This window comes from Pantoea sp. 18059, from assembly GCF_902706165.1.
Taxonomy (GTDB): Bacteria; Pseudomonadota; Gammaproteobacteria; order Enterobacterales; family Enterobacteriaceae; genus Pantoea; species Pantoea agglomerans.
Genome location: NZ_CACSJS010000001.1, coordinates 268,488 through 289,904 on the forward strand (window position 1 = coordinate 268,488; position 21,417 = coordinate 289,904).

The 21,417-nt window shown below is 56.1% G+C and carries 20 protein-coding genes; 18 read left to right on the plus strand and 2 right to left on the minus strand.

The window, feature by feature from the left end:
* Positions 1-56 precede the first annotated feature (56 nt).
* From GVJ63_RS01290 to flgL, 5 genes are all read left to right on the plus strand, one after another.
* Positions 57-767, plus strand: a complete 711-nt coding sequence (locus GVJ63_RS01290; protein WP_029518984.1) for a flagellar basal body L-ring protein FlgH — start codon at positions 57-59, stop codon at positions 765-767.
* Positions 768-776: 9 nt separating this feature from the next.
* Positions 777-1,886 (plus strand): flagellar basal body P-ring protein FlgI, encoded by a 1,110-nt coding sequence (locus GVJ63_RS01295; RefSeq protein WP_010669845.1) that lies wholly within the window; start codon positions 777-779, stop codon positions 1,884-1,886.
* Positions 1,886-2,848, plus strand: coding sequence for a flagellar assembly peptidoglycan hydrolase FlgJ (flgJ, locus tag GVJ63_RS01300; protein WP_010246357.1), 963 nt, complete (start codon positions 1,886-1,888; stop codon positions 2,846-2,848). The genes GVJ63_RS01295 and flgJ overlap by 1 nt, the downstream gene beginning before the upstream one ends.
* Positions 2,849-2,971: 123 nt before the next feature.
* The gene (flgK, locus tag GVJ63_RS01305) at positions 2,972-4,621 is read left to right on the plus strand and encodes a flagellar hook-associated protein FlgK (RefSeq protein ID WP_010669846.1); all 1,650 of its coding nucleotides are present in this window, start codon (positions 2,972-2,974) and stop codon (positions 4,619-4,621) included.
* A 14-nt stretch (positions 4,622-4,635) separates the two neighbouring features.
* On the plus strand, positions 4,636-5,601 hold the full coding sequence (gene flgL, locus GVJ63_RS01310; RefSeq protein WP_010246353.1) for a flagellar hook-associated protein FlgL: 966 nt from the start codon (positions 4,636-4,638) through the stop codon (positions 5,599-5,601).
* A 398-nt stretch (positions 5,602-5,999) separates the two neighbouring features.
* On the opposite strand, the gene rne is transcribed toward flgL, so the two are convergent.
* Positions 6,000-9,458, minus strand: coding sequence for a ribonuclease E (gene rne / locus GVJ63_RS01315; RefSeq protein ID WP_159226304.1), 3,459 nt, complete (start codon positions 9,456-9,458; stop codon positions 6,000-6,002).
* A gap of 573 nt (positions 9,459-10,031) precedes the next feature.
* Here rne and rluC point away from each other — a divergent pair.
* Complete coding sequence (rluC, locus tag GVJ63_RS01320) at positions 10,032-10,988, plus strand: 23S rRNA pseudouridine(955/2504/2580) synthase RluC (protein WP_010246350.1); 957 nt, start codon at positions 10,032-10,034, stop codon at positions 10,986-10,988.
* A gap of 11 nt (positions 10,989-10,999) precedes the next feature.
* On the opposite strand, the gene GVJ63_RS01325 is transcribed toward rluC, so the two are convergent.
* Positions 11,000-11,587, minus strand: a complete 588-nt coding sequence (locus GVJ63_RS01325) for a nucleoside triphosphate pyrophosphatase (protein ID WP_159226305.1) — start codon at positions 11,585-11,587, stop codon at positions 11,000-11,002.
* A gap of 140 nt (positions 11,588-11,727) precedes the next feature.
* On the opposite strand from GVJ63_RS01325, the gene yceD reads away from it, so the two are divergent.
* The 12 genes from yceD (at position 11,728) to holB (ending at position 21,400) form a co-directional block, all read left to right on the plus strand.
* Positions 11,728-12,249: a 23S rRNA accumulation protein YceD gene (yceD, locus tag GVJ63_RS01330; protein WP_010246346.1), complete on the plus strand. Its 522-nt coding sequence runs from the start codon at positions 11,728-11,730 to the stop codon at positions 12,247-12,249.
* A gap of 14 nt (positions 12,250-12,263) precedes the next feature.
* Positions 12,264-12,434 carry a 50S ribosomal protein L32 gene (gene rpmF / locus GVJ63_RS01335; RefSeq protein WP_003849870.1) on the plus strand — a complete coding sequence of 57 codons (171 nt, stop codon included), beginning with the start codon at positions 12,264-12,266 and terminating at the stop codon, positions 12,432-12,434.
* Positions 12,435-12,459: 25 nt separating this feature from the next.
* Complete coding sequence (plsX, locus tag GVJ63_RS01340) at positions 12,460-13,500, plus strand: phosphate acyltransferase PlsX (RefSeq protein WP_022625870.1); 1,041 nt, start codon at positions 12,460-12,462, stop codon at positions 13,498-13,500.
* Entirely contained in the window at positions 13,501-14,454 is a 954-nt protein-coding gene (locus GVJ63_RS01345) for a beta-ketoacyl-ACP synthase III (RefSeq protein WP_010246341.1), read from the plus strand. It begins immediately after the preceding gene.
* A 16-nt stretch (positions 14,455-14,470) separates the two neighbouring features.
* Positions 14,471-15,403, plus strand: coding sequence for an ACP S-malonyltransferase (fabD, locus tag GVJ63_RS01350; protein WP_010669852.1), 933 nt, complete (start codon positions 14,471-14,473; stop codon positions 15,401-15,403).
* Positions 15,404-15,413: 10 nt separating this feature from the next.
* Complete coding sequence (gene fabG / locus GVJ63_RS01355) at positions 15,414-16,148, plus strand: 3-oxoacyl-ACP reductase FabG (protein ID WP_010246337.1); 735 nt, start codon at positions 15,414-15,416, stop codon at positions 16,146-16,148.
* A 154-nt stretch (positions 16,149-16,302) separates the two neighbouring features.
* On the plus strand, positions 16,303-16,539 hold the full coding sequence (gene acpP, locus GVJ63_RS01360; protein WP_003849865.1) for an acyl carrier protein: 237 nt from the start codon (positions 16,303-16,305) through the stop codon (positions 16,537-16,539).
* 85 nt (positions 16,540-16,624) lie between these two features.
* Positions 16,625-17,866 carry a beta-ketoacyl-ACP synthase II gene (fabF, locus tag GVJ63_RS01365; RefSeq protein ID WP_010246329.1) on the plus strand — a complete coding sequence of 414 codons (1,242 nt, stop codon included), beginning with the start codon at positions 16,625-16,627 and terminating at the stop codon, positions 17,864-17,866.
* Positions 17,867-17,957: 91 nt separating this feature from the next.
* Positions 17,958-18,773: an aminodeoxychorismate lyase gene (gene pabC, locus GVJ63_RS01370; protein WP_050680209.1), complete on the plus strand. Its 816-nt coding sequence runs from the start codon at positions 17,958-17,960 to the stop codon at positions 18,771-18,773.
* Positions 18,770-19,789: a cell division protein YceG gene (yceG, locus tag GVJ63_RS01375; protein ID WP_010246324.1), complete on the plus strand. Its 1,020-nt coding sequence runs from the start codon at positions 18,770-18,772 to the stop codon at positions 19,787-19,789. Before pabC ends, yceG begins: the two co-directional genes overlap by 4 nt.
* Positions 19,779-20,411, plus strand: a complete 633-nt coding sequence (gene tmk / locus GVJ63_RS01380) for a dTMP kinase (protein ID WP_159226306.1) — start codon at positions 19,779-19,781, stop codon at positions 20,409-20,411. Before yceG ends, tmk begins: the two co-directional genes overlap by 11 nt.
* The gene (gene holB, locus GVJ63_RS01385) at positions 20,411-21,400 is read left to right on the plus strand and encodes a DNA polymerase III subunit delta' (RefSeq protein ID WP_159226307.1); all 990 of its coding nucleotides are present in this window, start codon (positions 20,411-20,413) and stop codon (positions 21,398-21,400) included. The genes tmk and holB overlap by 1 nt, the downstream gene beginning before the upstream one ends.
* Positions 21,401-21,417 lie beyond the last annotated feature (17 nt).

Sequence of the window (21,417 nt, forward strand, 5' to 3'; positions counted from 1 at the left end):
GAACAGGGCCAGCCCGTGCTGGCCTGAATGACAGACATTAATAAGGTCGTGACGCCGTGGCGAAGCAACAGATTCTCAAGCCTGGACATTGGTTAGTCGCCTCGTTGCTGCTAACTCTCAACGGATGTGCCCTGGTCCCGCGTACCCCGCTGGTCGAAGGTGCAACTACAGCGCAACCAATGCCGTCCGCGCCACCGGTGGTCAACGGCTCTATATTCCAGGGCGTCGCGCCGCTTAACTACGGCTATCAGCCGCTGTTTGAGGATCGCCGTCCACGCAACATTGGCGATACCCTGACCATTACGCTGCAGGAAAACGTCAGCGCCAGCAAGAGCTCCTCAGCCAATGCCAGCCGCGATGGCAGCAACAGCTTTGGTGTGAGCGCGGTGCCGACCGGTCTGGCAGGCCTGGTGGGTGCAGGTGGTGAAAAAGCCAACCTCAGCGCCGAAGGCAAAAATGATTTCGCAGGTAAAGGCGGCGCATCCGCCAATAACACCTTTACCGGCACCATTACCGTCACCGTGGATCAGGTGTTGTCAAACGGCAACCTGCACGTGGTCGGTGAAAAACAGATCGCCATTAATCAGGGCACGGAGTTCATTCGCTTCTCGGGCGTGGTCAACCCACGCACCATCAGCGCCAGTAACGCCGTGTTATCTACCGCTGTCGCCGATGCACGTATTGAGTACGTCGGAAATGGTTACATCAATGAGGCGCAGACCATGGGTTGGTTCCAGCGTTTCTTCCTGAACATCTCGCCGATGTAAGAGGTTTCAATGAAAAAGTTAACGCTGTTACGCGCCGGGCTGGCGCTGCTGCTGGGCGTCAGCCTGCTGGCAAAAGCCGATTTGATTCGTGATTTAACCACGGTACAGGGCGTGCGTGATAACCAGCTGCTGGGCTACGGCCTGGTCGTGGGCCTGGATGGCACCGGTGACCAGACCACCCAGACGCCATTTACTACCCAGACAGTGAGCAACATGCTGTCACAGCTTGGTATTACCGTTCCCACCGGAACCAACATGCAGCTGAAGAACGTGGCGGCCGTCATGGTCACCGCTAAACTGCCCTCGTTTGCCCGTCAGGGACAGAACCTGGATGTGGTGGTCTCGTCGCTGGGTAACGCCAAAAGCCTGCGCGGCGGCACGCTGTTAATGACGCCGATGAAAGGGGTCGATAACCAGGTTTATGCGCTGGCGCAGGGTAATATCCTTGTCGGTGGCGCGGGTGCGTCAGCGGGCGGCAGCAGTGTTCAGGTTAACCAGCTGAACGGAGGCCGTATTACCGGCGGTGCAACCGTTGAGCGTGAACTGCAGAGCAACTTTGGTACGCAGAACACCATTAACCTGCAGCTTAACAGCGAAGATTTCTCAATGGCGCAGCGGATTGCTGATGCCATTAACGCCCGTGGCGGTTACGGCGCAGCGCAGCCGCTGGATGCCCGTACCGTGCAGATCCGCGTATCGCCTAATAATGGTGCGCAGGTGCGTCTGCTGGCTGAGATCCAGAACATTAATGTGTCGATCCCGGTTGAAGATGCCAAAGTCATCATCAACTCCCGTACCGGTTCGGTGGTAATGAACCGTGAAGTGACGCTGAATCAGTGTGCGGTGGCGCAGGGCAACCTGTCGGTGACGGTTAACCAGCAGCAGAACGTCAGTCAGCCTGATACCCCCCTGGCCGGTGGTCAGACGGTGGCGACGACGCAGACTCAGATCGATCTGCGCCAGACCGGCGGTGCGCTGCAACGCGTCAACGCCAGCGCCAACCTGAACAACGTGGTGCGTGCGCTGAATGCGCTGGGTGCGTCACCTATCGAACTGATGTCAATTCTGCAGTCGATGCAGAGTGCCGGCTGTCTGCGTGCCAAACTGGAAATTATCTGATGGCTGATATGCAATCTCTGACTAGTTCGGCTTTCGACAGCCGTTCCCTGAATGAACTGAAACGCCAGGCCAGCAACGATCCGAAAGGACAAGCGTTGCAGGTGGCGCGTCAGGTCGAAGGGATGTTTGTACAGATGATGCTGAAGAGTATGCGCGAGGCGTTGCCGCAGGACGGCATTATGGGCAACGAGCAGACCAAACTCTTTACCTCTATGTATGACCAGCAGATTGCACAGGAGATGGGGAAGCGCGGCCTCGGCCTGGCGGAAACTATCGTCAAACAGATGCAGCCCGCCACCGCGCCGGATGAAAAAGCCGGTACGGTGCCGATGAAGCTGGATAACAGCTTTATTCTCAGCACCAGCGGGGCAACACCACTGCCCGCGCAGCAGCTGGAGCAGATTGTGCGTAAGGCAATGCCGCGTCTGCCGCCGGTCGCTTCACCGACGGGTCTGCCCAGTGACAGCCGCGAGTTTATCGCCCAGCTGACGCAACCGGCGCAGGCTGCCAGCCAGCAGAGTGGCATTCCTCATCACCTGATTCTGGCGCAGGCTGCGCTGGAGTCGGGCTGGGGCCAGCGTCAGATCCTGACCCGCGACGGCAAACCGAGCTACAACGTGTTCGGGATTAAAGCCAGCGGCGACTGGAAAGGTGACACCACCGATATCATGACCACCGAATATGAGCAGGGCGAAGCGAAGAAAGTGCGTGCCAGCTTCCGCGTCTATAACTCCTATTTCGAGGCGCTGACCGACTACGTCAAACTCCTGACCAAAAACCCACGCTATGCGGCGGTGACGAACGCCTCAAGCGCAGAGCAGGGTGCGCAGGCCTTACAGGCGGCCGGTTATGCCACCGATCCAAAATATGCGCAAAAGCTGGTGGGAATGATTCAGCAATTCAAAAGTATGGGCGACAAAGTCGTCAAAGCTTACAGTCAGGATATGGGCGACCTGTTCTGATCATTGCGCCTCAAGTTTCACTTTAGCAAGCCGATAACATCCCTATAGCCAGAAGCGTTTTCGCCTGCTGGCGCCCACTTTGATGTCTGCCAGCCCGGTTGACGGGGAACGTAAGGAACCGAGATGTCCAGCATAATTAACTCAGCGATGAGCGGATTGAGTGCCGCGCAGGCCGCTCTGAGCACCACGAGTAACAACATTTCCAATTACACCGTGGCGGGCTATTCACGTCAGACCACGGTACTGGCGCAGGCGAACAGTACCCTGCAGGGCAATAGCTATTATGGTAACGGCGTGAATATCACCGGTGTACAACGTGAATATGATGCGTTTATTGCTACGCAGCTGCGCGGTTCCAGCGCGAACTACAGCGCGGTAAGCACCCAGCACAGCCAGATTTCTAACATTGACGATCTGCTGTCGACCTCGACTACCAGCCTGTCGACCTCGCTGCAGGGCTTCTTTACTAACCTGCAGAACGTGGTCAGCAACGCCAACGATCCGTCGGCGCGTCAGTCGATGCTCAGCAATGCGCAGGGGCTGGTCAGTCAGTTCCAGACGTCAGCGCAATACCTGAATAATATGCAGAACAGCGTCAACGCCGATGTCGATTCCAGCATCAAGCAGGTCAATACCATTACCAGCCAGATTGCCGATCTGAACAAACAGATTGGCAAACTGAGCACGGCAAACGGTGCCGCACCTAACGATCTGCTCGATAAGCGCGATCAGCTGGTGAATACCCTGAATAACGTGGTTGGTGTGACGGTATCGCAGCAGGATGGCGGTTACACGGTCGCGATGGCCAATGGCCTGACGCTGGTAAACGGCGACAAATCTCACGATCTGGTGGCGATGCCCTCCAGCAGCGATCCGACCCGCACCACCATCGGCTATGTCGATAAACAGGCGGGCAACGTCGAGATCCCGGAGAAGCTGATCACCACCGGTTCGCTGGGCGGTCTGCTGGCGTTCCGTACTCAGGATCTGGATCTGGCACAGAACCAGCTGGGTCAGTTAGCGGCGGCGTTTACCACCAGCTTCAACGATGTCCACAAGCAGGGCTTCGATAGCAAAGGCAATCAGGGCGTCGATTTCTTTAATATCGGCAGCCCGATCGTGGTGGGCAACAGTAAAAACAGCACCGCCGCGTCCGTCACCGCTGAGTGGACCGATACCAGTGCACTGAAAGCATCCAATTATACCGTGAGTTATGACGGCAATAACTGGACCGCAACCCGCGCCTCAGACAGTACGGCCGTTACCATCACGCCAGGTACCGATGCCAGTGGCAACACCACGCTGAGCTTTGACGGCCTGAAACTGACCGTCGCCGGCACGCCTGCACCTGCTGCCAAAGACAGTTTCCTGGTGAAGCCGGTCCAGAACGCCATCAACGATATGTCAGTCGCGATCACCAGTGAATCGCAGGTGGCCGCCGCGGGTGCAGTAGGCGGTGAAAGTGATAACCGTAATGCGCAAAAACTGCTGAATCTGCAGGATGTGAAACTGGTCGGCGGCAATGCCACGCTGTCTCAGGCCTACGCCACCATCGTCAGTAGTGTGGGAAACAAAACCAGTTCACTGGAAACCACCAGCACCACTCAGAAAAGCGTGGTCAGCCAGCTGACCCAGCGCCAGCAATCGGTCTCTGGGGTAAACCTCGATGAGGAGTACGCCAACCTGACTAAATATCAGCAATATTACATGGCCAATGCGCAGGTGCTGCAGACTGCCAGCACCGTGTTTAATGCATTGATCAATATTCGCTAAGGGCAGGAGATAACATGCGAATCAGTACCAATATGATTTTTGAGCAGCAGGTGCGTGGCATCACTGACTCACAGGCCTCCTGGCTGAAATCAGGCCAGGAGCTTTCCAGCGGCCGCCGTGTGAATAATCCTTCGGACGATCCGATTGCCGCCTCTCGTGCTGTCGTGTTGTCACAAACCCAGCAGCAGGGCAAGCAGTATGAGCTGGCGCGTACTTTTGCCGAGCAGGGTCTCTCACTGGAAGAGAATACGCTGAAAGGCGTCACCGATGGGATCATTGCTGCGCAAGGGCTGATCGTCAACGGTTCAACCGGTACGCTGAGCGACGATGACCGTGGTTCGATTGCTACCCAACTGGAGGGTATCCGTGCCCAGTTGCTTAACCAGGCAAACAGCCAGGATGCCAATGGCCGCTATATTTTTGCCGGTTATAAAACTGACAGCGCGCCGTTTGTGGATACGGCAGGCACCGGCGTTGGCTACGCAGGCGGCACCGATGCGATCACTCAGAAGGTCGACACCAGCCGTACCATGACCGTGGGCCATACCGGTGACAATATCTTTATGGCGATCTCTGGCAATGCCACCAAAGAGCCGGATGGCAGTGCCAGCGAAACGAATGTGTTTAAGATGCTGGATAGCGCCATTGCTGCACTGAAAGTGCCGCAGGATGATGCTGACGCCGCAACCAAACAGACCTTCCAGGCGGCGATGGATAAAACCAACCGTGGCCTGGGTAACTCGCTGAATAATGTCTTAACCGTGCGTTCTGAGATTGGTACCCAGCTTTCAGAGATCGATACGCTGAATGCCCAGGGCGATGACCGTAGTGTGATTTACAGCTCGCAGATGAGTGACCTGGTTAACGTGGATTTAACCGAAGCGGCTTCAAACTACACCATGCAGCAGACCGCATTACAGGCGTCCTATAAGACCTTTACGGACATGTCTAAGATGTCGCTGTTCCAGATGAACTCGTAGTCTGACCTGAAATTTTGAGCGTACTTTAACCGGATGCGCTTACTTTTTCCCACCCTCCCGCTAAAGGAGGGTGGGATTTTTTTGCCTGCGATTCAGCCGGTGGCGGGAACCATAGAAATTAAACCGGGTTGATTTACAGCGACAGTCAGCTCGCATGTCAGTCTTGCTTTCACGCTTTCACGCTTTCACGCACACACGCACACACACGCACACACGCACACACGCACACACGCACACACGCACACACGCACACACGCACACACGCACACACGCACTTTCCTGATTCCTGATAAGCGAGGAGGGGAGGTTAATTAATCTCTGTCCGCTGGCGGGCAGAATCGCAGGCATAAAAAAAACCCGGCTTGCAGGCCGGGGTTTAGTTCACAACAGCTTATGCGTTACGGTTTGGTCGCCGGGGCTGTGGCATGATGTGTGGCGCTATGACCACCCGCAGAACCGCGACCGTCGAACTCATAGGGTGCACGCACCCAGTCACTGTGCGGTGCCGGTTCTGACTGCCAGACTGGCGCCGGCGCTTTAGTCATCGGCGCAGAGGCAAAATGCTTCCAGCGCGTACCGTCATTCGGCACTGATGCCGTTGCAGGCTCGGATGCCGTTGCAGGCACTGATGCAACAGGTTCGGCCGTAGTGACCGGTGCTGCAGGGGCGACATCGCGTGCGGCCACCGGAGCATGAGGTTCACGAACTGGCGCTGTTTCAGCTTCAGCAGCGACCGGCGCATTCAGAACTTCCTCAACTTCTGCTGCGATCGCTTCGCTGACGTCGGTAGCCGATTGCTCAGCAACCTCTGAAGGCTGTGCTTCTTCTGCAACCGCTGCAGGCTGTGCAGTCTCAACCGCAGGTGTCACAACCGGCGCTTCGGTGACAGGCTCAGCAGGCACGGCTTCGGCTGCTACCGCTTCCGCTTTTGCTTCATCTGCCGCCGGAACAACGGAAGGCTGCTCGTCAACCGGCGCGTCGATAGCACGGGTATCGTCAGTGTTCACGACCGGCACTGGCGTTTCTGCCTGCGGCTCGGCCTGTTGCACAGGCGCTTCCTGAGCAACAGATTCAACAGCGGCAGCAACGGGCTGCGCACTGGCGGCGTCTGCTGTCTCTTCGCGGTTGTACGCTGGCGTCTCGTGAGTCACATTCTGAACCTGCTCTTCGCTGGCCTGGCTCACCGGGTAACGGATCCAGACTTTACCGGATGCCATCTCTGGTGATGCAGCTGCAGCGGCCAGCGGCATTGCTGACTGAGTCGGATAACGCTCATCACGGTAACGACGACGACGCTGTCCGCTGACGCGCAGATGACGAGGCGAACGACGTGAACGACGCGGCATATTGGCGTTATCACGGTTGTCGTTGTCATCCTGCTCTTCACCCTGGGGTGCCTGGAACTCAGGCTGCGGCTGAGCCACCTCTGTCTGCTGAGGCTGACGCACTTCAGCCGGCTGGGCAAAGTCGCTGGCTTCGGCTGGCATAGGTGGACGGTTATCATCAACACGCACCTTCTGGTTCAGCTGACGCGGCTTGCGACGCGGCATAACCTGAACGCGCTCATCATCCTGCGGCTCGGTCACGTCCGGAACGTCGGCTACCACTACTGGCTGCTCAGCCACTTTGGCGGCTTCTTCACCGGCGCGTTTCTCTTCCTGACGACGACGCTGACGCTCAGCACGCTGTTCACGGCGCTGTTGCTGCTGCTCATCACGCTGCTGGCGCGCTTCTTCGCTCAGTGCCGGACGCTCTTCACGCACTTCACCAGCCTGGGACTGACGCTTGTTGCGGCGATTATCGTTACCCTCGCGCGGCTCGCGATTTTCACGTGGCTCGCGACTTTCGCGCGGTTCACGACTTTCACGAGGTTCGCGGTTTTCACGAGGCTCACGGTTTTCGCGTGGTTCACGGCCTTCACGCGACTGCGCGTTATCTCCGTTGCGCGGCGTACGCTCACGACGATTATTGTTACGACGGTTGTTATTGTTGCTGCGGCGCTCGCCACGGCCATTGCCGTTTTCCTGCTCGCTTTCAGGCGCTTTCTGCGGTTCTGCAACCTCAGTGGCCACGGGTGCAGCGGCAGGGGCTTCTTCGCCTGCGAACATTTTTTTCAGGCCACCAAGCAGACGGCCAAAGAAGCCGGTGCTGACGGTAGCAGGCGCAGCCACAGCAGGTGCTGCTTTTGCGGCTGGCTGGGCTTCAGCGCGCTGCGCTTCTGGCTCAACTTCTACCGGTGCCGGAGGCGCATCAGGCATTACAAACGCGGCCAGAGCAGGCTGCTCAGGACGACGACGTTCAGCATGTTCCTCTTCCGACGGCATCGCCATTTCGGCTTCATGCAGCTTCGGCAGATGATAGCTCAGGGTCTGCGTCTCTTCGCCTTTGCGCACGCGCAGCACGGAGTAGTGTGGGGTCTGCATCTTGTCATCAGGAACGATGATAGCCCGCACGCCACCCTGGCGTGTTTCAATAGCGTTAACCGCTTCACGTTTTTCATTCAGCAGGTAAGAGGCCACCTGAACCGGAACAATGGCGTGAACTTCTTTGGTGTTGTCTTTCAGCGCTTCTTCTTCAATCAGACGCAGGATCGACAGCGCCAGTGACTCGTTATCACGGATGGTGCCGGTGCCGCTACAGCGTGGGCAGACGTGATGACTGGATTCACCTAATGACGGGCTCAGACGCTGACGGGACATCTCCAGCAGGCCGAAACGTGAAATGTGGCTGATCTGAATGCGGGCGCGGTCCTGACGGACAGCTTCACGCAGACGATTCTCAACCGCGCGCTGATGGCGTACCGGCGTCATATCGATGTAATCGATAACGATCAGGCCGCCCAGGTCACGCAGACGCAGCTGACGAGCAATCTCATCGGCCGCTTCAAGGTTGGTGTTGAACGCCGTCTCTTCGATATCACCGCCGCGCGTTGCACGTGCTGAGTTGATATCGATAGCGGTCAGCGCTTCGGTACTGTCGATCACAATCGAGCCACCGGAAGGCAGGCGGACTTCACGCTGGAAAGCGGATTCGATTTGCGATTCGATCTGATAGTGGCTGAACAGCGGGATTTCACCGGTGTAGAGCTTAATTTTGCTGCTGAAGTCCGGACGGCCCAGCGCAGCGATATGCTGACGCGCCAGTTCCAGTACTTTCGGGTTATCGATAAGGATTTCACCGATGTCCTGACGCAGATAGTCGCGGAAGGCACGCACAATCACGTTACTTTCCTGATGGATCAGGAACGGAGCAGGGCGGTTTTCAGCGGCTTTCTTGATCGCTTCCCAGTGTTTAAGACGGAAGCTTAAATCCCACTGTAGCGATTCGGCTGATTTACCGACGCCCGCAGTACGGACAATCAGGCCCATGCCTTCCGGCAGTTCCAGCGCCGACAGGGCTTCTTTCAGCTCGGTACGATCGTCACCTTCGATGCGGCGAGAGATACCGCCTGCACGTGGGTTATTCGGCATCAGTACCAGATAGCTGCCCGCCAGAGAGATAAAGGTGGTCAGCGCAGCGCCTTTATTGCCGCGTTCTTCTTTATCGATCTGAACAATGACTTCCTGACCTTCACGCAGCACGTCTTTAATATTCGGACGACCATGCGCGTTGTAGCTGGAGGGGAAGTATTCGCGGGAGATTTCTTTTAACGGGAGGAAACCGTGACGCTCTGCGCCGTAATCGACAAACGCAGCTTCAAGGCTGGGTTCAATGCGAGTGATTTTACCTTTGTAAATGTTGGCTTTTTTCTGCTCGTGTCCAGGACTTTCAATATCCAGATCGTACAGACGCTGACCGTCAACCAGGGCAACGCGCAACTCCTCCTGCTGAGTTGCGTTTATTAACATTCTTTTCATCGTGACTTACTCGTTATTCTTTCATGAGTGATTACAGCTGCGGGCATAGTTACCCTGGACGAGTATCAACCGATGGCCCCGTGACTTAGTGCAATGTCGTCAACCTCACGGCTGTCGACCGCGCGAGGGGCGCAAATAACGTCGGTGGCCTGTTTTTCATAAGGGAAAACAGCACCAGATAGTGGAAATGCCTGAGAGAATAAAGAAAACCCGTGCATCCCATACTGTTGTCCAGGCCGCAACCCGCAGCCCGCTAAGTGCCTGATTTCGCATTACGTCTTACGCCATTGCTGCGTGTCTGCTCAATCCGGCAAAATGACAATTTCGCTCTTTTTCTGCCCTGAAATGGTTCAGGTAAGAAACTCAAGCATTATTCCATTGCTAACCTTCATATAGCAAGGCGACTTTAGCCAGCTTGTGAAGTTTCTTTACATTTAAATCGCTAATGTGTCGGACAAAACAGCGCTTTGCTGAAAAAGCCAGCAGAGAGGCGACCTGCCGTCACATCAACTCCAGAGTTAAGCACAGAAAAAGGGGTGGCGCTATCAGGGGACACTATTTAGAATCGCCGCCATGAAAACAGAGAATCCCGGCGTACATTTTGTCGCCATCACGGCTGAAAATGCCGGACAACGCATTGATAACTTTTTGCGCACCCAGCTCAAGGGTGTGCCCAAAAGCATGATTTATCGCATCGTTCGCAAAGGCGAGGTGCGGGTGAATAAAAAGCGCGTCAAGCCAGAATATAAGCTGGAGGAGGGCGATGAGGTGCGCATTCCGCCGGTTCGGGTAGCGGAACGCGATGAAGATGCCGTTTCCCCCAAACTGGCGAAAGTGGCTTCACTGGCCGATGCCATCCTGTTTGAGGATGAGTCGCTGCTGGTGATGAATAAGCCTTCCGGCACAGCCGTGCATGGCGGTAGCGGACTCAGCTTCGGGGTGATTGAAGGGTTACGTGCCCTGCGACCGGAAGCGCGCTTTCTGGAGCTGGTGCATCGCCTGGATCGTGACACCTCCGGCATTCTGCTGGTCGCTAAAAAGCGTTCGGCGCTGCGTTCCCTCCATGAGCAACTGCGCGAAAAGGGGATGCAGAAAGACTATCTTGCCCTGGTGCGCGGCAACTGGCCGTCACACCTGAAGGTGGTTCAGGCGCCGCTGCTGAAAAACATCCTGCAAAGCGGTGAGCGCGTGGTGCGCGTCAGCAGCGAAGGCAAAGCCTCGGAAACCCGCTTTAAAGTAGAAGAGCGGTTCGAGTTTGCCACGCTGGTGAAAGCGAGCCCGGTCACCGGTCGTACGCATCAGATTCGCGTCCATACGCTGCATGCCGGGCATCCCATTGCCTTCGACGATCGCTACGGAGAACGTGAGTTTGACAGTCAGCTGGCGGCAACCGGTTTAAAACGCCTGTTCCTGCATGCTGCGGCGCTGACCTTTACGCATCCCGGCACCGGCGAAGTGATGCGGGTCGAAGCGCCACTGGATGATGGCCTGAAGCAATGCCTGCTTAAGCTGCGTCAACTGAAAGCGTAATCTCTCCGGCATCAGTTCGTTAAAGGATTGATGCCGGCCTGCTGCAACATCTCATTGAGCGCGATCAACGGCAGCCCGACCAGCGTATTGGGATCGCGTCCCTCCAGCCGATCAAACAGACAAATCCCCAGACCTTCACTTTTAAAACTGCCCGCACACTGAAGCGGCTGCTCCTTTTCCACATAGCCGCTGATTTCAGCGTCAGTCAACGTGCGGAAATGAACCACAAAGGGCTCACAGCAGTGCAGCAGCGTGCCACTGACCGGATGAAATAGCGCCAGACCGGTATAAAAGGTAATGGCTTTTCCGCTGGCGGCACGCAGTTGCGCCCGCGCATTCTCAGCCGTGTGAGGCTTACCGGCGATAGCGCCATCCAGCACGCAAACCTGGTCGGAGCCGATTATCCAGTGGCTGGGATACGTTTTTGCCAGTGCCTGCGCTTTAGCTACGGCAAGACGGGTTACCAGCGCTTCAGCGGTTTCATCGGGCTGGGGTGACTCATCAACCTCAGGCGCGGCGGAAATAAAAGGCAGGCCGAGTTTATGCAGTAATGCCTGCCGAAAGGGCGAGGTTGAAGCTAAAAGAATCGATGGCGTCATTTTTTTTCAATAGTGATAGCGAATTGGTGACAGTCATTTTAAACTGTGCGCCGCACTGGATGCGAATAGTGGTTGAAAGATGCTGTTTAACGGCCTTTTTCTTTGACTCTATGACATTACAAAGTTAATATGCGCGCCCTATGCAAAAGGTAAAATTACCCCTAACGCTGGACCCTGTCCGCACTGCTCAGAAGCGCCTTGATTATCAGGGTGTCTACACATCTGTACAGGTGGAGCGTGTGGCCGAGTCGGTCGTTAGTGTGGACAGTGATGTGGATTGTGCCATGTCGTTTGCGGTTGATAACCAACGTCTGGCAGTACTGACGGGTACTGCTGAAGTACAAGTGACGTTGCGTTGCCAGCGCTGCAACCAGACCTTTCCTCATCACGTAAAAGTGAGTTACTGCTTCAGCCCTGTCTCTTCTGAAGAGCAGGCCGAGGCATTGCCGGAAGCGTACGAGCCGGTCGATGTCAACGAGTTTGGTGAGATCGATCTGCTGGCGGTTGTCGAGGATGAAATTATTCTCGCGCTGCCGGTCGTTCCGGTGCACGATTCTGAACACTGTGAAGTGTCCGAGGCGGACATGGTCTTTGGTAAACTGCCTGCAGAGGTGGAGAAACCAAATCCATTTGCCGTATTAGCCAGTTTAAAGCGTAAGTAATAGGAGTAAGGTCCATGGCCGTACAACAGAATAAACCCACCCGTTCTAAGCGTGGTATGCGTCGTTCACACGATGCGCTGACCACTGCTGCTCTGTCAGTAGATAAAGTTTCTGGCGAAACTCATCTGCGTCACCACATCACTGCGGACGGTTACTACCGCGGTCGCAAGGTTATCGTTAAGTAAGTTTCTTGCTTAGCAAGGCGATACCTTGACACGTTTGACCCTGGCGATTGATGCCATGGGCGGGGACTTCGGTCCCTGCGTGACAGTGCCTGCAGCATTGCAGGCACTGGCCTCTCATTCGGAACTATTCCTTCTTCTGGTCGGACACCCCGACACTCTCATGCCATTGCTTGCCAAAGCGGATTCCTCCCTGATGGGGCGTTTGCAGGTCATCCCTGCCGAATCGGTTATTGCAAGTGATGCGCGGCCCGCTCAGGCCATCCGCAACAGTCGCGGCAGCTCGATGCGTGTGGCACTGGAGATGGTTAAAGAGGGACGTGCGCAGGCCTGCATCAGCGCCGGGAATACCGGTGCGCTGATGGGGCTGTCGACACTCTTATTAAAACCGCTGGATGGCATTAAACGTCCGGCGCTGATGTCCGTTTTACCGCACCAGCAACAGGGTAAAACCGTGGTGCTGGATCTGGGCGCAAATGTGGGCTCAGACAGTGCGATGCTGGTGCAGTTTGCTGTAATGGGGTCGGTAATGGCTGAGCATGTGCTTGGTATTGCACGGCCCCGTGTCGCGTTGCTCAATATTGGTCATGAAGAGACCAAAGGGCTGGAAACGATCCGCGACGCCGCGGCAGTGCTGCGAGAATCACCGCAAATCAACTATATTGGTTACCTTGAAGGTAACGAACTGCTCACCGGTAAAACGGATGTGATGGTCTGTGACGGTTTTGTCGGAAACGTCACGCTGAAGACTATGGAAGGCGTGGTAAGAATGTTTCTTTCTCTGCTGAAGTCATCAGGGGAAGGTAAAAAACGGTCATGGTGGCTTCAGTTGCTGGGACGCTGGATTCAGAAACGTCTGACGAAGCGCTTCGGGCATCTCCACCCTGACCAGTACAATGGCGCTTGTCTGTTAGGATTGCGCGGAACAGTGATCAAGAGTCACGGTGCGGCAAATCAACACGCCTTCGCTGTGGCGATAGAACAGGCAGAGCAGGCGGTGAGGCAGCAAATTCCCGAGCGAATTGCTGCGCGCCTTGATGCTGTATTAGCCAGGAGTGACAAAGCCTAGATGTATACCAAAATTATCGGTACGGGCAGTTATCTGCCAAGCCAGATCCGCACCAATGCCGATCTGGAAAAAATGGTGGAGACGTCGGACGAGTGGATTGTTACCCGTACCGGCATCCGCGAGCGTCGTATTGCTGCGCCTGACGAAACCGTCGCCACCATGGGATTCAGCGCGGCGCAACGCGCCCTTGAAATGGCAGGCATTGAAGCGAACGATGTTGGGCTGATTATTGTCGCCACAACCTCTTCCAGCCATGCCTTCCCCAGTTCTGCCTGCATGATCCAGCAAATGCTGGAAATCAAAGACTGCGCGGCGTTTGACCTCGCTGCCGCCTGTGCAGGTTTCACCTATGCACTGAGCGTGGCCGATCAATACATCAAAAATGGCGCGGTGAAGCATGCTCTGGTGATTGGTGCGGATGTCCTGGCACGCGCACTTGATCCGGAAGATCGCGGCACGATCATCCTGTTTGGCGATGGTGCAGGCGCGGTCGTGCTGGGTCAGAGCGAAGAGCAGGGGATCATCTCTACCCATCTTCATGCTGATGGTCGCTATTCACAGCTGCTGACGCTGCCTTATCAGGATCGTGCGCATCAGGATCAGCCCGCTTATGTCACCATGTCAGGCAACGAAGTCTTCAAGGTTGCCGTTACCGAGCTGGCTCACATCGTTGATGAAACGCTGCAGGCCAATAATCTCGATCGTGAAATGCTGGACTGGCTGGTGCCGCATCAGGCGAACCTGCGCATTATCAGCGCCACCGCGAAAAAACTCGGCATGACCATGGATAAAGTGGTCGTCACACTGGATCGTCATGGCAATACCTCTGCCGCATCGGTGCCAAGCGCACTGGATGAAGCGGTCCGTGATGGCCGCATCAAACCCGGACACCTTATTCTGCTGGAAGCCTTTGGTGGTGGATTCACCTGGGGTTCTGCGCTGGTTCGCTTTTGATTGACAGGAACGAAAAATGACGCAATTTGCATTTGTTTTTCCCGGTCAGGGTTCACAGACCGTGGGCATGCTGACTGAATTAGCGGCAACGTATCCGCTGGTAGAAGAGACCTTCCGTGAAGCCTCTGACGCGCTGGGATATGATCTGTGGCAATTAGTAAGTCAGGGTCCGGCTGAAGAGCTGAACAAAACCTGGCAGACTCAGCCTGCACTGTTAGCCGCCTCCGTGGCAATCTACCGTGTCTGGCAGCAGCAGGGCGGTGAACAGCCAGCCCTGATGGCCGGTCACAGCCTGGGTGAATATTCAGCGCTGGTTTGCGCGGGTGTGCTTAACTTTGCGGATGCAGTGAAGCTGGTTGAACTGCGCGGCAAACTGATGCAGGAAGCGGTGCCTGAAGGCACTGGCGCGATGCAGGCGATTATTGGCCTGGATGACGCGGCTATCCGCAAAGCCTGTGAAGAGAGCGCGCAGGGTCAGGTTGTCTCACCGGTTAACTTTAACTCGCCGGGCCAGGTGGTTATTGCGGGTAACAAAGAAGCCGTTGAACGTGCGGGTGCCGCCTGTAAAGCAGCGGGCGCTAAGCGTGCCTTGCCACTGCCGGTCAGCGTTCCTTCTCACTGCGCACTGATGAAGCCTGCGGCCGATAAACTGGCGGTGGCGCTGGAGAGCATCACCTTTAACGCGCCTGCGGTACCGGTGATCAACAACGTCGATGTGAAAGCTGAAACCGATGCTGCGGCCATCCGCCATGCGCTGGTCCGTCAGCTCTACAGCCCGGTTCGCTGGACCGAGAGCGTGGAAGCGATGGCAGCACAGGGCGTGACGCAGCTCCTGGAGATGGGGCCAGGTAAAGTCCTGACCGGACTGACGAAACGTATTGTCGATAGCCTGACAGCGGCTGCCGTTAACGATACTGCATCCCTGACGGCTGCACTCGGTAAGGAATAAGAGGAAAATCATGAGCTTTGAAGGTAAAGTTGCGCTGGTTACCGGCGCGAGTCGCGGCATTGGTCGTGCGATTGCAGAAACACTTGCGGCACGCGGTGCTAAAGTGGTAGGAACTGCAACCAGCCAGAGTGGCGCCGACGCCATCAGTGCTTACCTTGGCGACAAGGGCAAAGGCCTGTTACTGAATGTGACTGACGCTGACTCAATCAGCACTGTTTTAGAGAATATTCGTGCTGAATTTGGCGAAGTGGATATTTTAGTCAATAATGCAGGCATTACGCGTGATAATCTTCTCATGCGCATGAAGGACGATGAGTGGGAGGATATCCTGGATACCAACCTCACATCGGTATTCCGCCTTTCCAAGGCGGTCCTGCGTGCCATGATGAAAAAGCGCGTGGGCCGTATCATCACCATTGGTTCCGTTGTTGGAACTATGGGTAATGCGGGCCAGGCAAACTATGCGGCAGCAAAAGCGGGTTTGATTGGCTTTAGCAAATCACTGGCGCGCGAAATCGCGTCACGTGGCATTACCGTCAACGTCGTGGCTCCAGGCTTTATTGAGACTGACATGACGCGGGCACTGAACGAAGATCAACGTTCCGGTATTTTGGCGGAAGTTCCTGCGGGTCGCTTAGGCGATGCTCAGGAAATCGCCAATGCTGTGGCATTTTTAGCCTCTGACGAAGCAGCCTACATCACAGGTGAAACGCTGCACGTCAATGGCGGAATGTACATGGTCTGATAAATCACGAAATGATTTGCTTTATTTGCGGTTAGAACCGCAAAATAACGCAAAATCGTGGTTCGACCAGCCGGGATTTTGTTGCATCTTTTTCACCATTTTATACACTACGAAAACCATCGCGAAAGCGAGTTTTGATAGGAAATTAAATAGTATGAGCGATATCGAACAACGCGTTAAGAAAATCATCAGTGAGCAGCTGGGTGTGAAAGAGGAAGAAGTCACCAACTCTGCATCTTTCGTAGAAGACCTGGGTGCCGATTCTCTTGATACCGTTGAGCTGGTGATGGCTCTGGAAGAAGAGTTTGATACTGAGATTCCAGACGAAGAAGCTGAGAAAATCACTACCGTTCAGGCAGCGATCGACTATATCAATAGCCATAAAGGCTAATGAATATCTTCAGGCGGTCGCTCGACCGCCTGATTTTTTTGTTTGTCCCACATAGTTCCCTATTTCCCCTCCCTGGAGGACGAACGTGTCTAAGCGTCGTGTAGTTGTGACTGGTCTTGGCATGTTGTCTCCTGTCGGCAATACCGTAGAGTCTACCTGGAGTGCTCTCCTTGCCGGTCAGAGCGGCATTACCCTGATCGACCATTTTGATACCAGTGCTTACGCAACACGTTTTGCAGGTCTGGTAAGAGATTTTAATTGTGATGACTACATCTCGCGCAAAGATCAGCGCAAGATGGATGCCTTCATCCAGTACGGCATTGTGGCCGGTATGCAGGCCATGCAGGACAGTGGTCTGGTTGTTACCGACGAAAATGCAAGCCGTATGGGCGCAGCAATTGGCTCCGGCATCGGTGGTTTAGGTCTGATTGAAGAGAATCATACTTCACTGGTCAACGGCGGCCCGCGCAAAATCAGCCCATTTTTTGTGCCTTCAACCATCGTTAACATGGTGGCGGGTCATCTCAGCATCATGTATGGCCTGAAAGGTCCAAGCATCTCTATCGCGACAGCCTGTACCTCTGGTGTGCATAACATCGGTCATGCCGCACGCATCATCGCCTATAACGATGCTGATGTGATGCTGGCGGGTGGCACAGAGAAAGCCAGTACGCCATTAGGCGTCGGTGGCTTTGGTGCAGCACGTGCTCTCTCAACCCGTAATGAAAACCCGCAAGCGGCCAGCCGCCCGTGGGATAAAGATCGTGACGGTTTTGTGCTGGGTGACGGCGCTGGCATTGTGGTACTCGAAGAGTATGAACATGCGAAGAAACGTGGTGCGAAAATCTACGCGGAAATCGTAGGTTTTGGTATGAGCAGCGATGCCTACCACATGACTTCACCACCAGAAGATGGATCAGGCGCCGCCGCGGCAATGATCAACGCATTGCGCGATGCTCAGCTTACGCCAGAGCAGATCGGCTATGTCAACGCGCACGGCACCTCCACGCCAGCGGGTGATAAAGCGGAAGCGCGGGCGGTGAAATCGGTCTTTGGGGCAGCAGCCAGCAGCGTGATGGTGAGCTCGACCAAATCAATGACCGGGCACTTACTGGGTGCGGCAGGCGCGGTTGAATCGATCTACTCGATTCTGGCGCTGCGCGACCAGGCCATTCCACCGACCATTAACCTCGACAATCCGGATGAGGGCTGCGATCTCGACTTCGTGCCCCACACCGCGCGTCAGGTTCCCGGTCTGGAGTACACCCTGTGTAACTCCTTCGGTTTCGGCGGAACCAACGGTTCGTTGATCTTCCGTAAAGTGTAATCGTTGTTGATTGCTAAAAAGGCCCGCGATGCGGGCCTTTTTTTATCCTGCAGAATGCGCTGAAATCACGAGTCACGCTCAGGAGAGAACCATGTGGATTAACGGGTTAAAACAATCGATGCTGGCCGCCAGTGACCGCGGCCTGCAGTTTGGGGATGGCTGTTTTACTACCGCCGCGGTGCGTCAGGGTAAAATCGTGCTGCTGGAAAGTCACATTCAGCGCCTCAAAGAGGGCTGTGAGCGGTTATGGATTGATGGCGTCGACTGGCTTCAGCTTGAGACTGAAATGCGACAGGCCGCGCAGCAACAAACCCAGGCGGTGCTAAAAGTGATTATCAGCGCCGGCAGCGGCGGACGGGGCTACAGCCGGCGCGGCTGTGGTGAACCCACGCGAATTGTCTCGCTGGCGCCCTGGCCGCAACACTACTCCGATTTACAGCAGCGTGGCGTGTCACTCCGGCTCAGCCCGGTCCGTCTGGCACGTAATCCACAGTTTGCCGGTATCAAGCACCTTAATCGTCTGGAGCAGGTGATGATCAGAGCTCATCTTGACCAGACAGACGCCGACGAGGCGCTGGTGCTTGACACTGAAGGTTGGGTGGTGGAATGCTGTGCGGCCAATTTATTCTGGCGTCAGGGCTCGCAAATTTTCACGCCTGATCTGTCAGCGTCGGGTGTGGATGGCATTATGCGGCGAAGTCTGATGGCGCAACTTGCTGCCGCAGGCCAGGCTTGCCAGGTAATAAAAAGCGAACCGGCGCAGCTGCTGGCCGCCGATGAAGTGGTGATATGTAACGCGCTGATGCCGGTCCTGCCGGTCCGACAGATAGAAGCGGTAGAGTTTACTGAGCGTTCGCTGTTTAATCAGTTGCGCGCAAGCTGTGAAAAGATAATGGATGCATCATGATTCGAAGCAAAAAAATCGTCGTCAGCCTGCTGGCGATCGTGGGTCTCGCGGCTGTGCTGAGTTACTGGCAGGTTAAGCGGTTTGCGGCCACCCCGTTAACCCTGCAGCAGGAAACGATCTACACGCTGCCTGCCGGCACGGGCCGGGTCGCACTTGAAGCGCAGCTGGAAGAGCAGAAGATTATTCCGCACAGTATCTGGTTTGGCGCGCTGCTGCGTCTGGAACCTGAACTGGCGACCTTCAAGGCGGGTACCTATCGCCTTGAGCCGACCATGACGGTGCGTTCGCTGTTACAGCTGCTGGCCAGCGGTAAAGAGGCGCAGTTCCCGGTGCGGTTCGTGGAAGGCCAGCGGCTGAAAGAGTGGCTGAGTGAGCTGCGCAAAGCGCCTTATATCCGGCATACCCTGAAAGATGATCAGTTCGCCACCCTTGCCAGCGCACTAAAAGTGGAGCCTGAGCAGCTGGAGGGCAACTTCTTCCCGGATACCTGGCTCTACACGGCTAATACCACCGATATGGCGCTGCTGCAGCGCGCTCATGAGCGGATGAAAAAAACCATTGCTGAGGTGTGGCAGGGACGGGCGGATAATCTGCCCTATAAAACCCCACAGGATCTGGTGACCATGGCCTCAATCATTGAGAAAGAGACCGGCGTCAGCGAAGAGCGCGCGCGCGTAGCCTCGGTGTTTATCAATCGCCTGCGCACCGGTATGCGGTTACAGACCGATCCCACCGTCATCTATGGCATGGGCGACAGCTATAACGGGACGCTGACCCGCAAAGATCTTGAGACGGCCAGCGCTTACAATACCTATATCATTAACGGTCTGCCGCCGGGTCCGATCGCCATGCCGGGTAAAGCCTCTCTGCAGGCAGCGGCTCATCCCGAGAAAACCAACTATCTCTACTTTGTTGCGGACGGCAAGGGCGGCCATACCTTTACGACTAATCTTGCCAGCCATAACAAGGCGGTGCAGGTTTACCGGCAGACGCTAAAGGAAAAAAATGAACAGTAAGTTTATCGTCATTGAAGGCCTGGAAGGCGCCGGCAAAACCACCGCGCGTGACGCCATCGTCGCCACGCTGCGTGCCCGTGGCATTCACGATCTGGTCTTTACCCGTGAGCCTGGCGGAACGCCGCTGGCAGAACAGCTGCGGGTGCTGGTTAAGCAGGGTATTGAGGGCGAGCAGGTTACAGATAAAGCGGAACTGCTGATGCTCTATGCGGCGCGGGTTCAGCTGGTGGAAACGGTCATTAAACCGGCGCTGGCGCGCGGTGCCTGGGTGATCGGCGATCGTCATGATCTCTCCTCTCAGGCTTATCAGGGGGGTGGACGTGGACTTGATGCCGGTCTGATGCAGACGCTGCGCGATACCGTGTTAGGCGATTTCCGCCCCGATCTCACGCTCTATCTTGATGTGACACCCGATATCGGTCTGCAGCGCGCCCGTGCGCGCGGTGAGCTGGATCGCATTGAGCAGGAGTCATTGCGTTTCTTTGAACGCACCCGCGCGCGCTATCTGGCGCTGGCAGCGGAGGATCCCACCATCATCACCATCGATGCCACACAATCACTGGCCGATGTGACAGCGTCACTTCAGGCGGCGCTGGATGGCTGGCTGGCGGAGCAGGCGTGATGAACTGGTATCCGTGGCTGAATCAGCCTTATCGCCAGGTGATTGGCCAGCATCAGGAGAATCGCGCTCACCATGCGTTGTTGATCCAGGCGATGGCAGGTATGGGCGATGAGGCGCTGGTCTGGGGGATGAGCCGCTGGCTGATGTGCCAGCAGCGGGATGGCCTGAAAAGTTGCGGGCAGTGTCACGGTTGCCAGCTGATGCAGGCCAATACCCATCCTGACTGGTATCGGCTTGAAGCGGAGAAGGGCAAAAGTACCCTGGGCATCGATGCGGTGCGGCAGGTTACGGAAAAAATGTACCACTTTGGTCAGCAGGGCGGCGCGAAAGTGGTCTGGCTGCCGGATGCCGCGCAGCTTTCGGAAGCGGCGGCCAACGCCTTGCTGAAAACGCTGGAAGAGCCGCCAGCCAACAGCTGGTTCTTCCTCAGCAGCCGCGATCCCTCGCGCCTGCTGGCCACGCTGCGCAGCCGCTGCATGGCGCTGCATCTGACGCCGCCGGACGAAGGACAAAGCCTGCTCTGGCTGAAGAAGCACGCTTCGCACGACGAACAGATGCTGCTGGCGGCTCTGCGTCTGAGCGCAGGTGCACCCGGTGCGGCGCTGAGCCTGCTGGAAAACGGACCGTGGCAGGCCCGGCAGAAGCTCTGCGATGCGCTGTCCGCTGCGTTGCAACAGGACATCCTGCAACTGCTGCCTGCGCTGAACGCCGACGACGCGGCAGCGCGTATCGGCTGGCTGCTCTCTTTGCTGCTGGATGCAATGAAGTGGCAGCAACATGCGGGTCAGTGGCTGAGTAATATCGATCGTCAGGATGTGGTGCAGTTGCTGGCCGGATACTTTTCTGCCAGCGCGCTCAACAGCAGCCTCCAGGATTGGATGCGCTGTCGCGAGCAGCTACTGCATGTGGCATCGGTAAATCGCGAATTATTGCTGACCGATCAGCTTCTGAGCTGGGCGGACAAACAGAAGCCCGCGCAGGTGTGCTAAACCTATCTGAGAGTAAT

Excerpts from the sequence above, each read along its gene's own strand:
- GVJ63_RS01295 (WP_010669845.1), top strand. The coding sequence starts at position 777 with ATGAAAAAGTTAACGCTGTTACGCGCCGGGCTGGCGCTGCTGCTGGGC.
- flgJ (WP_010246357.1), top strand. The coding sequence starts at position 1,886 with ATGGCTGATATGCAATCTCTGACTAGTTCGGCTTTCGACAGCCGTTCC.
- flgK (WP_010669846.1), top strand. The coding sequence starts at position 2,972 with ATGTCCAGCATAATTAACTCAGCGATGAGCGGATTGAGTGCCGCGCAG.
- flgL (WP_010246353.1), top strand. The coding sequence starts at position 4,636 with ATGCGAATCAGTACCAATATGATTTTTGAGCAGCAGGTGCGTGGCATC.
- rne (WP_159226304.1), bottom strand. The coding sequence starts at position 9,458 with ATGAAAAGAATGTTAATAAACGCAACTCAGCAGGAGGAGTTGCGCGTT.
- rluC (WP_010246350.1), top strand. The coding sequence starts at position 10,032 with ATGAAAACAGAGAATCCCGGCGTACATTTTGTCGCCATCACGGCTGAA.
- GVJ63_RS01325 (WP_159226305.1), bottom strand. The coding sequence starts at position 11,587 with ATGACGCCATCGATTCTTTTAGCTTCAACCTCGCCCTTTCGGCAGGCA.
- yceD (WP_010246346.1), top strand. The coding sequence starts at position 11,728 with ATGCAAAAGGTAAAATTACCCCTAACGCTGGACCCTGTCCGCACTGCT.
- rpmF (WP_003849870.1), top strand. The coding sequence starts at position 12,264 with ATGGCCGTACAACAGAATAAACCCACCCGTTCTAAGCGTGGTATGCGT.
- GVJ63_RS01345 (WP_010246341.1), top strand. The coding sequence starts at position 13,501 with ATGTATACCAAAATTATCGGTACGGGCAGTTATCTGCCAAGCCAGATC.
- fabD (WP_010669852.1), top strand. The coding sequence starts at position 14,471 with ATGACGCAATTTGCATTTGTTTTTCCCGGTCAGGGTTCACAGACCGTG.
- fabG (WP_010246337.1), top strand. The coding sequence starts at position 15,414 with ATGAGCTTTGAAGGTAAAGTTGCGCTGGTTACCGGCGCGAGTCGCGGC.
- acpP (WP_003849865.1), top strand. The coding sequence starts at position 16,303 with ATGAGCGATATCGAACAACGCGTTAAGAAAATCATCAGTGAGCAGCTG.
- pabC (WP_050680209.1), top strand. The coding sequence starts at position 17,958 with ATGTGGATTAACGGGTTAAAACAATCGATGCTGGCCGCCAGTGACCGC.
- yceG (WP_010246324.1), top strand. The coding sequence starts at position 18,770 with ATGATTCGAAGCAAAAAAATCGTCGTCAGCCTGCTGGCGATCGTGGGT.
- tmk (WP_159226306.1), top strand. The coding sequence starts at position 19,779 with ATGAACAGTAAGTTTATCGTCATTGAAGGCCTGGAAGGCGCCGGCAAA.
- holB (WP_159226307.1), top strand. The coding sequence starts at position 20,411 with ATGAACTGGTATCCGTGGCTGAATCAGCCTTATCGCCAGGTGATTGGC.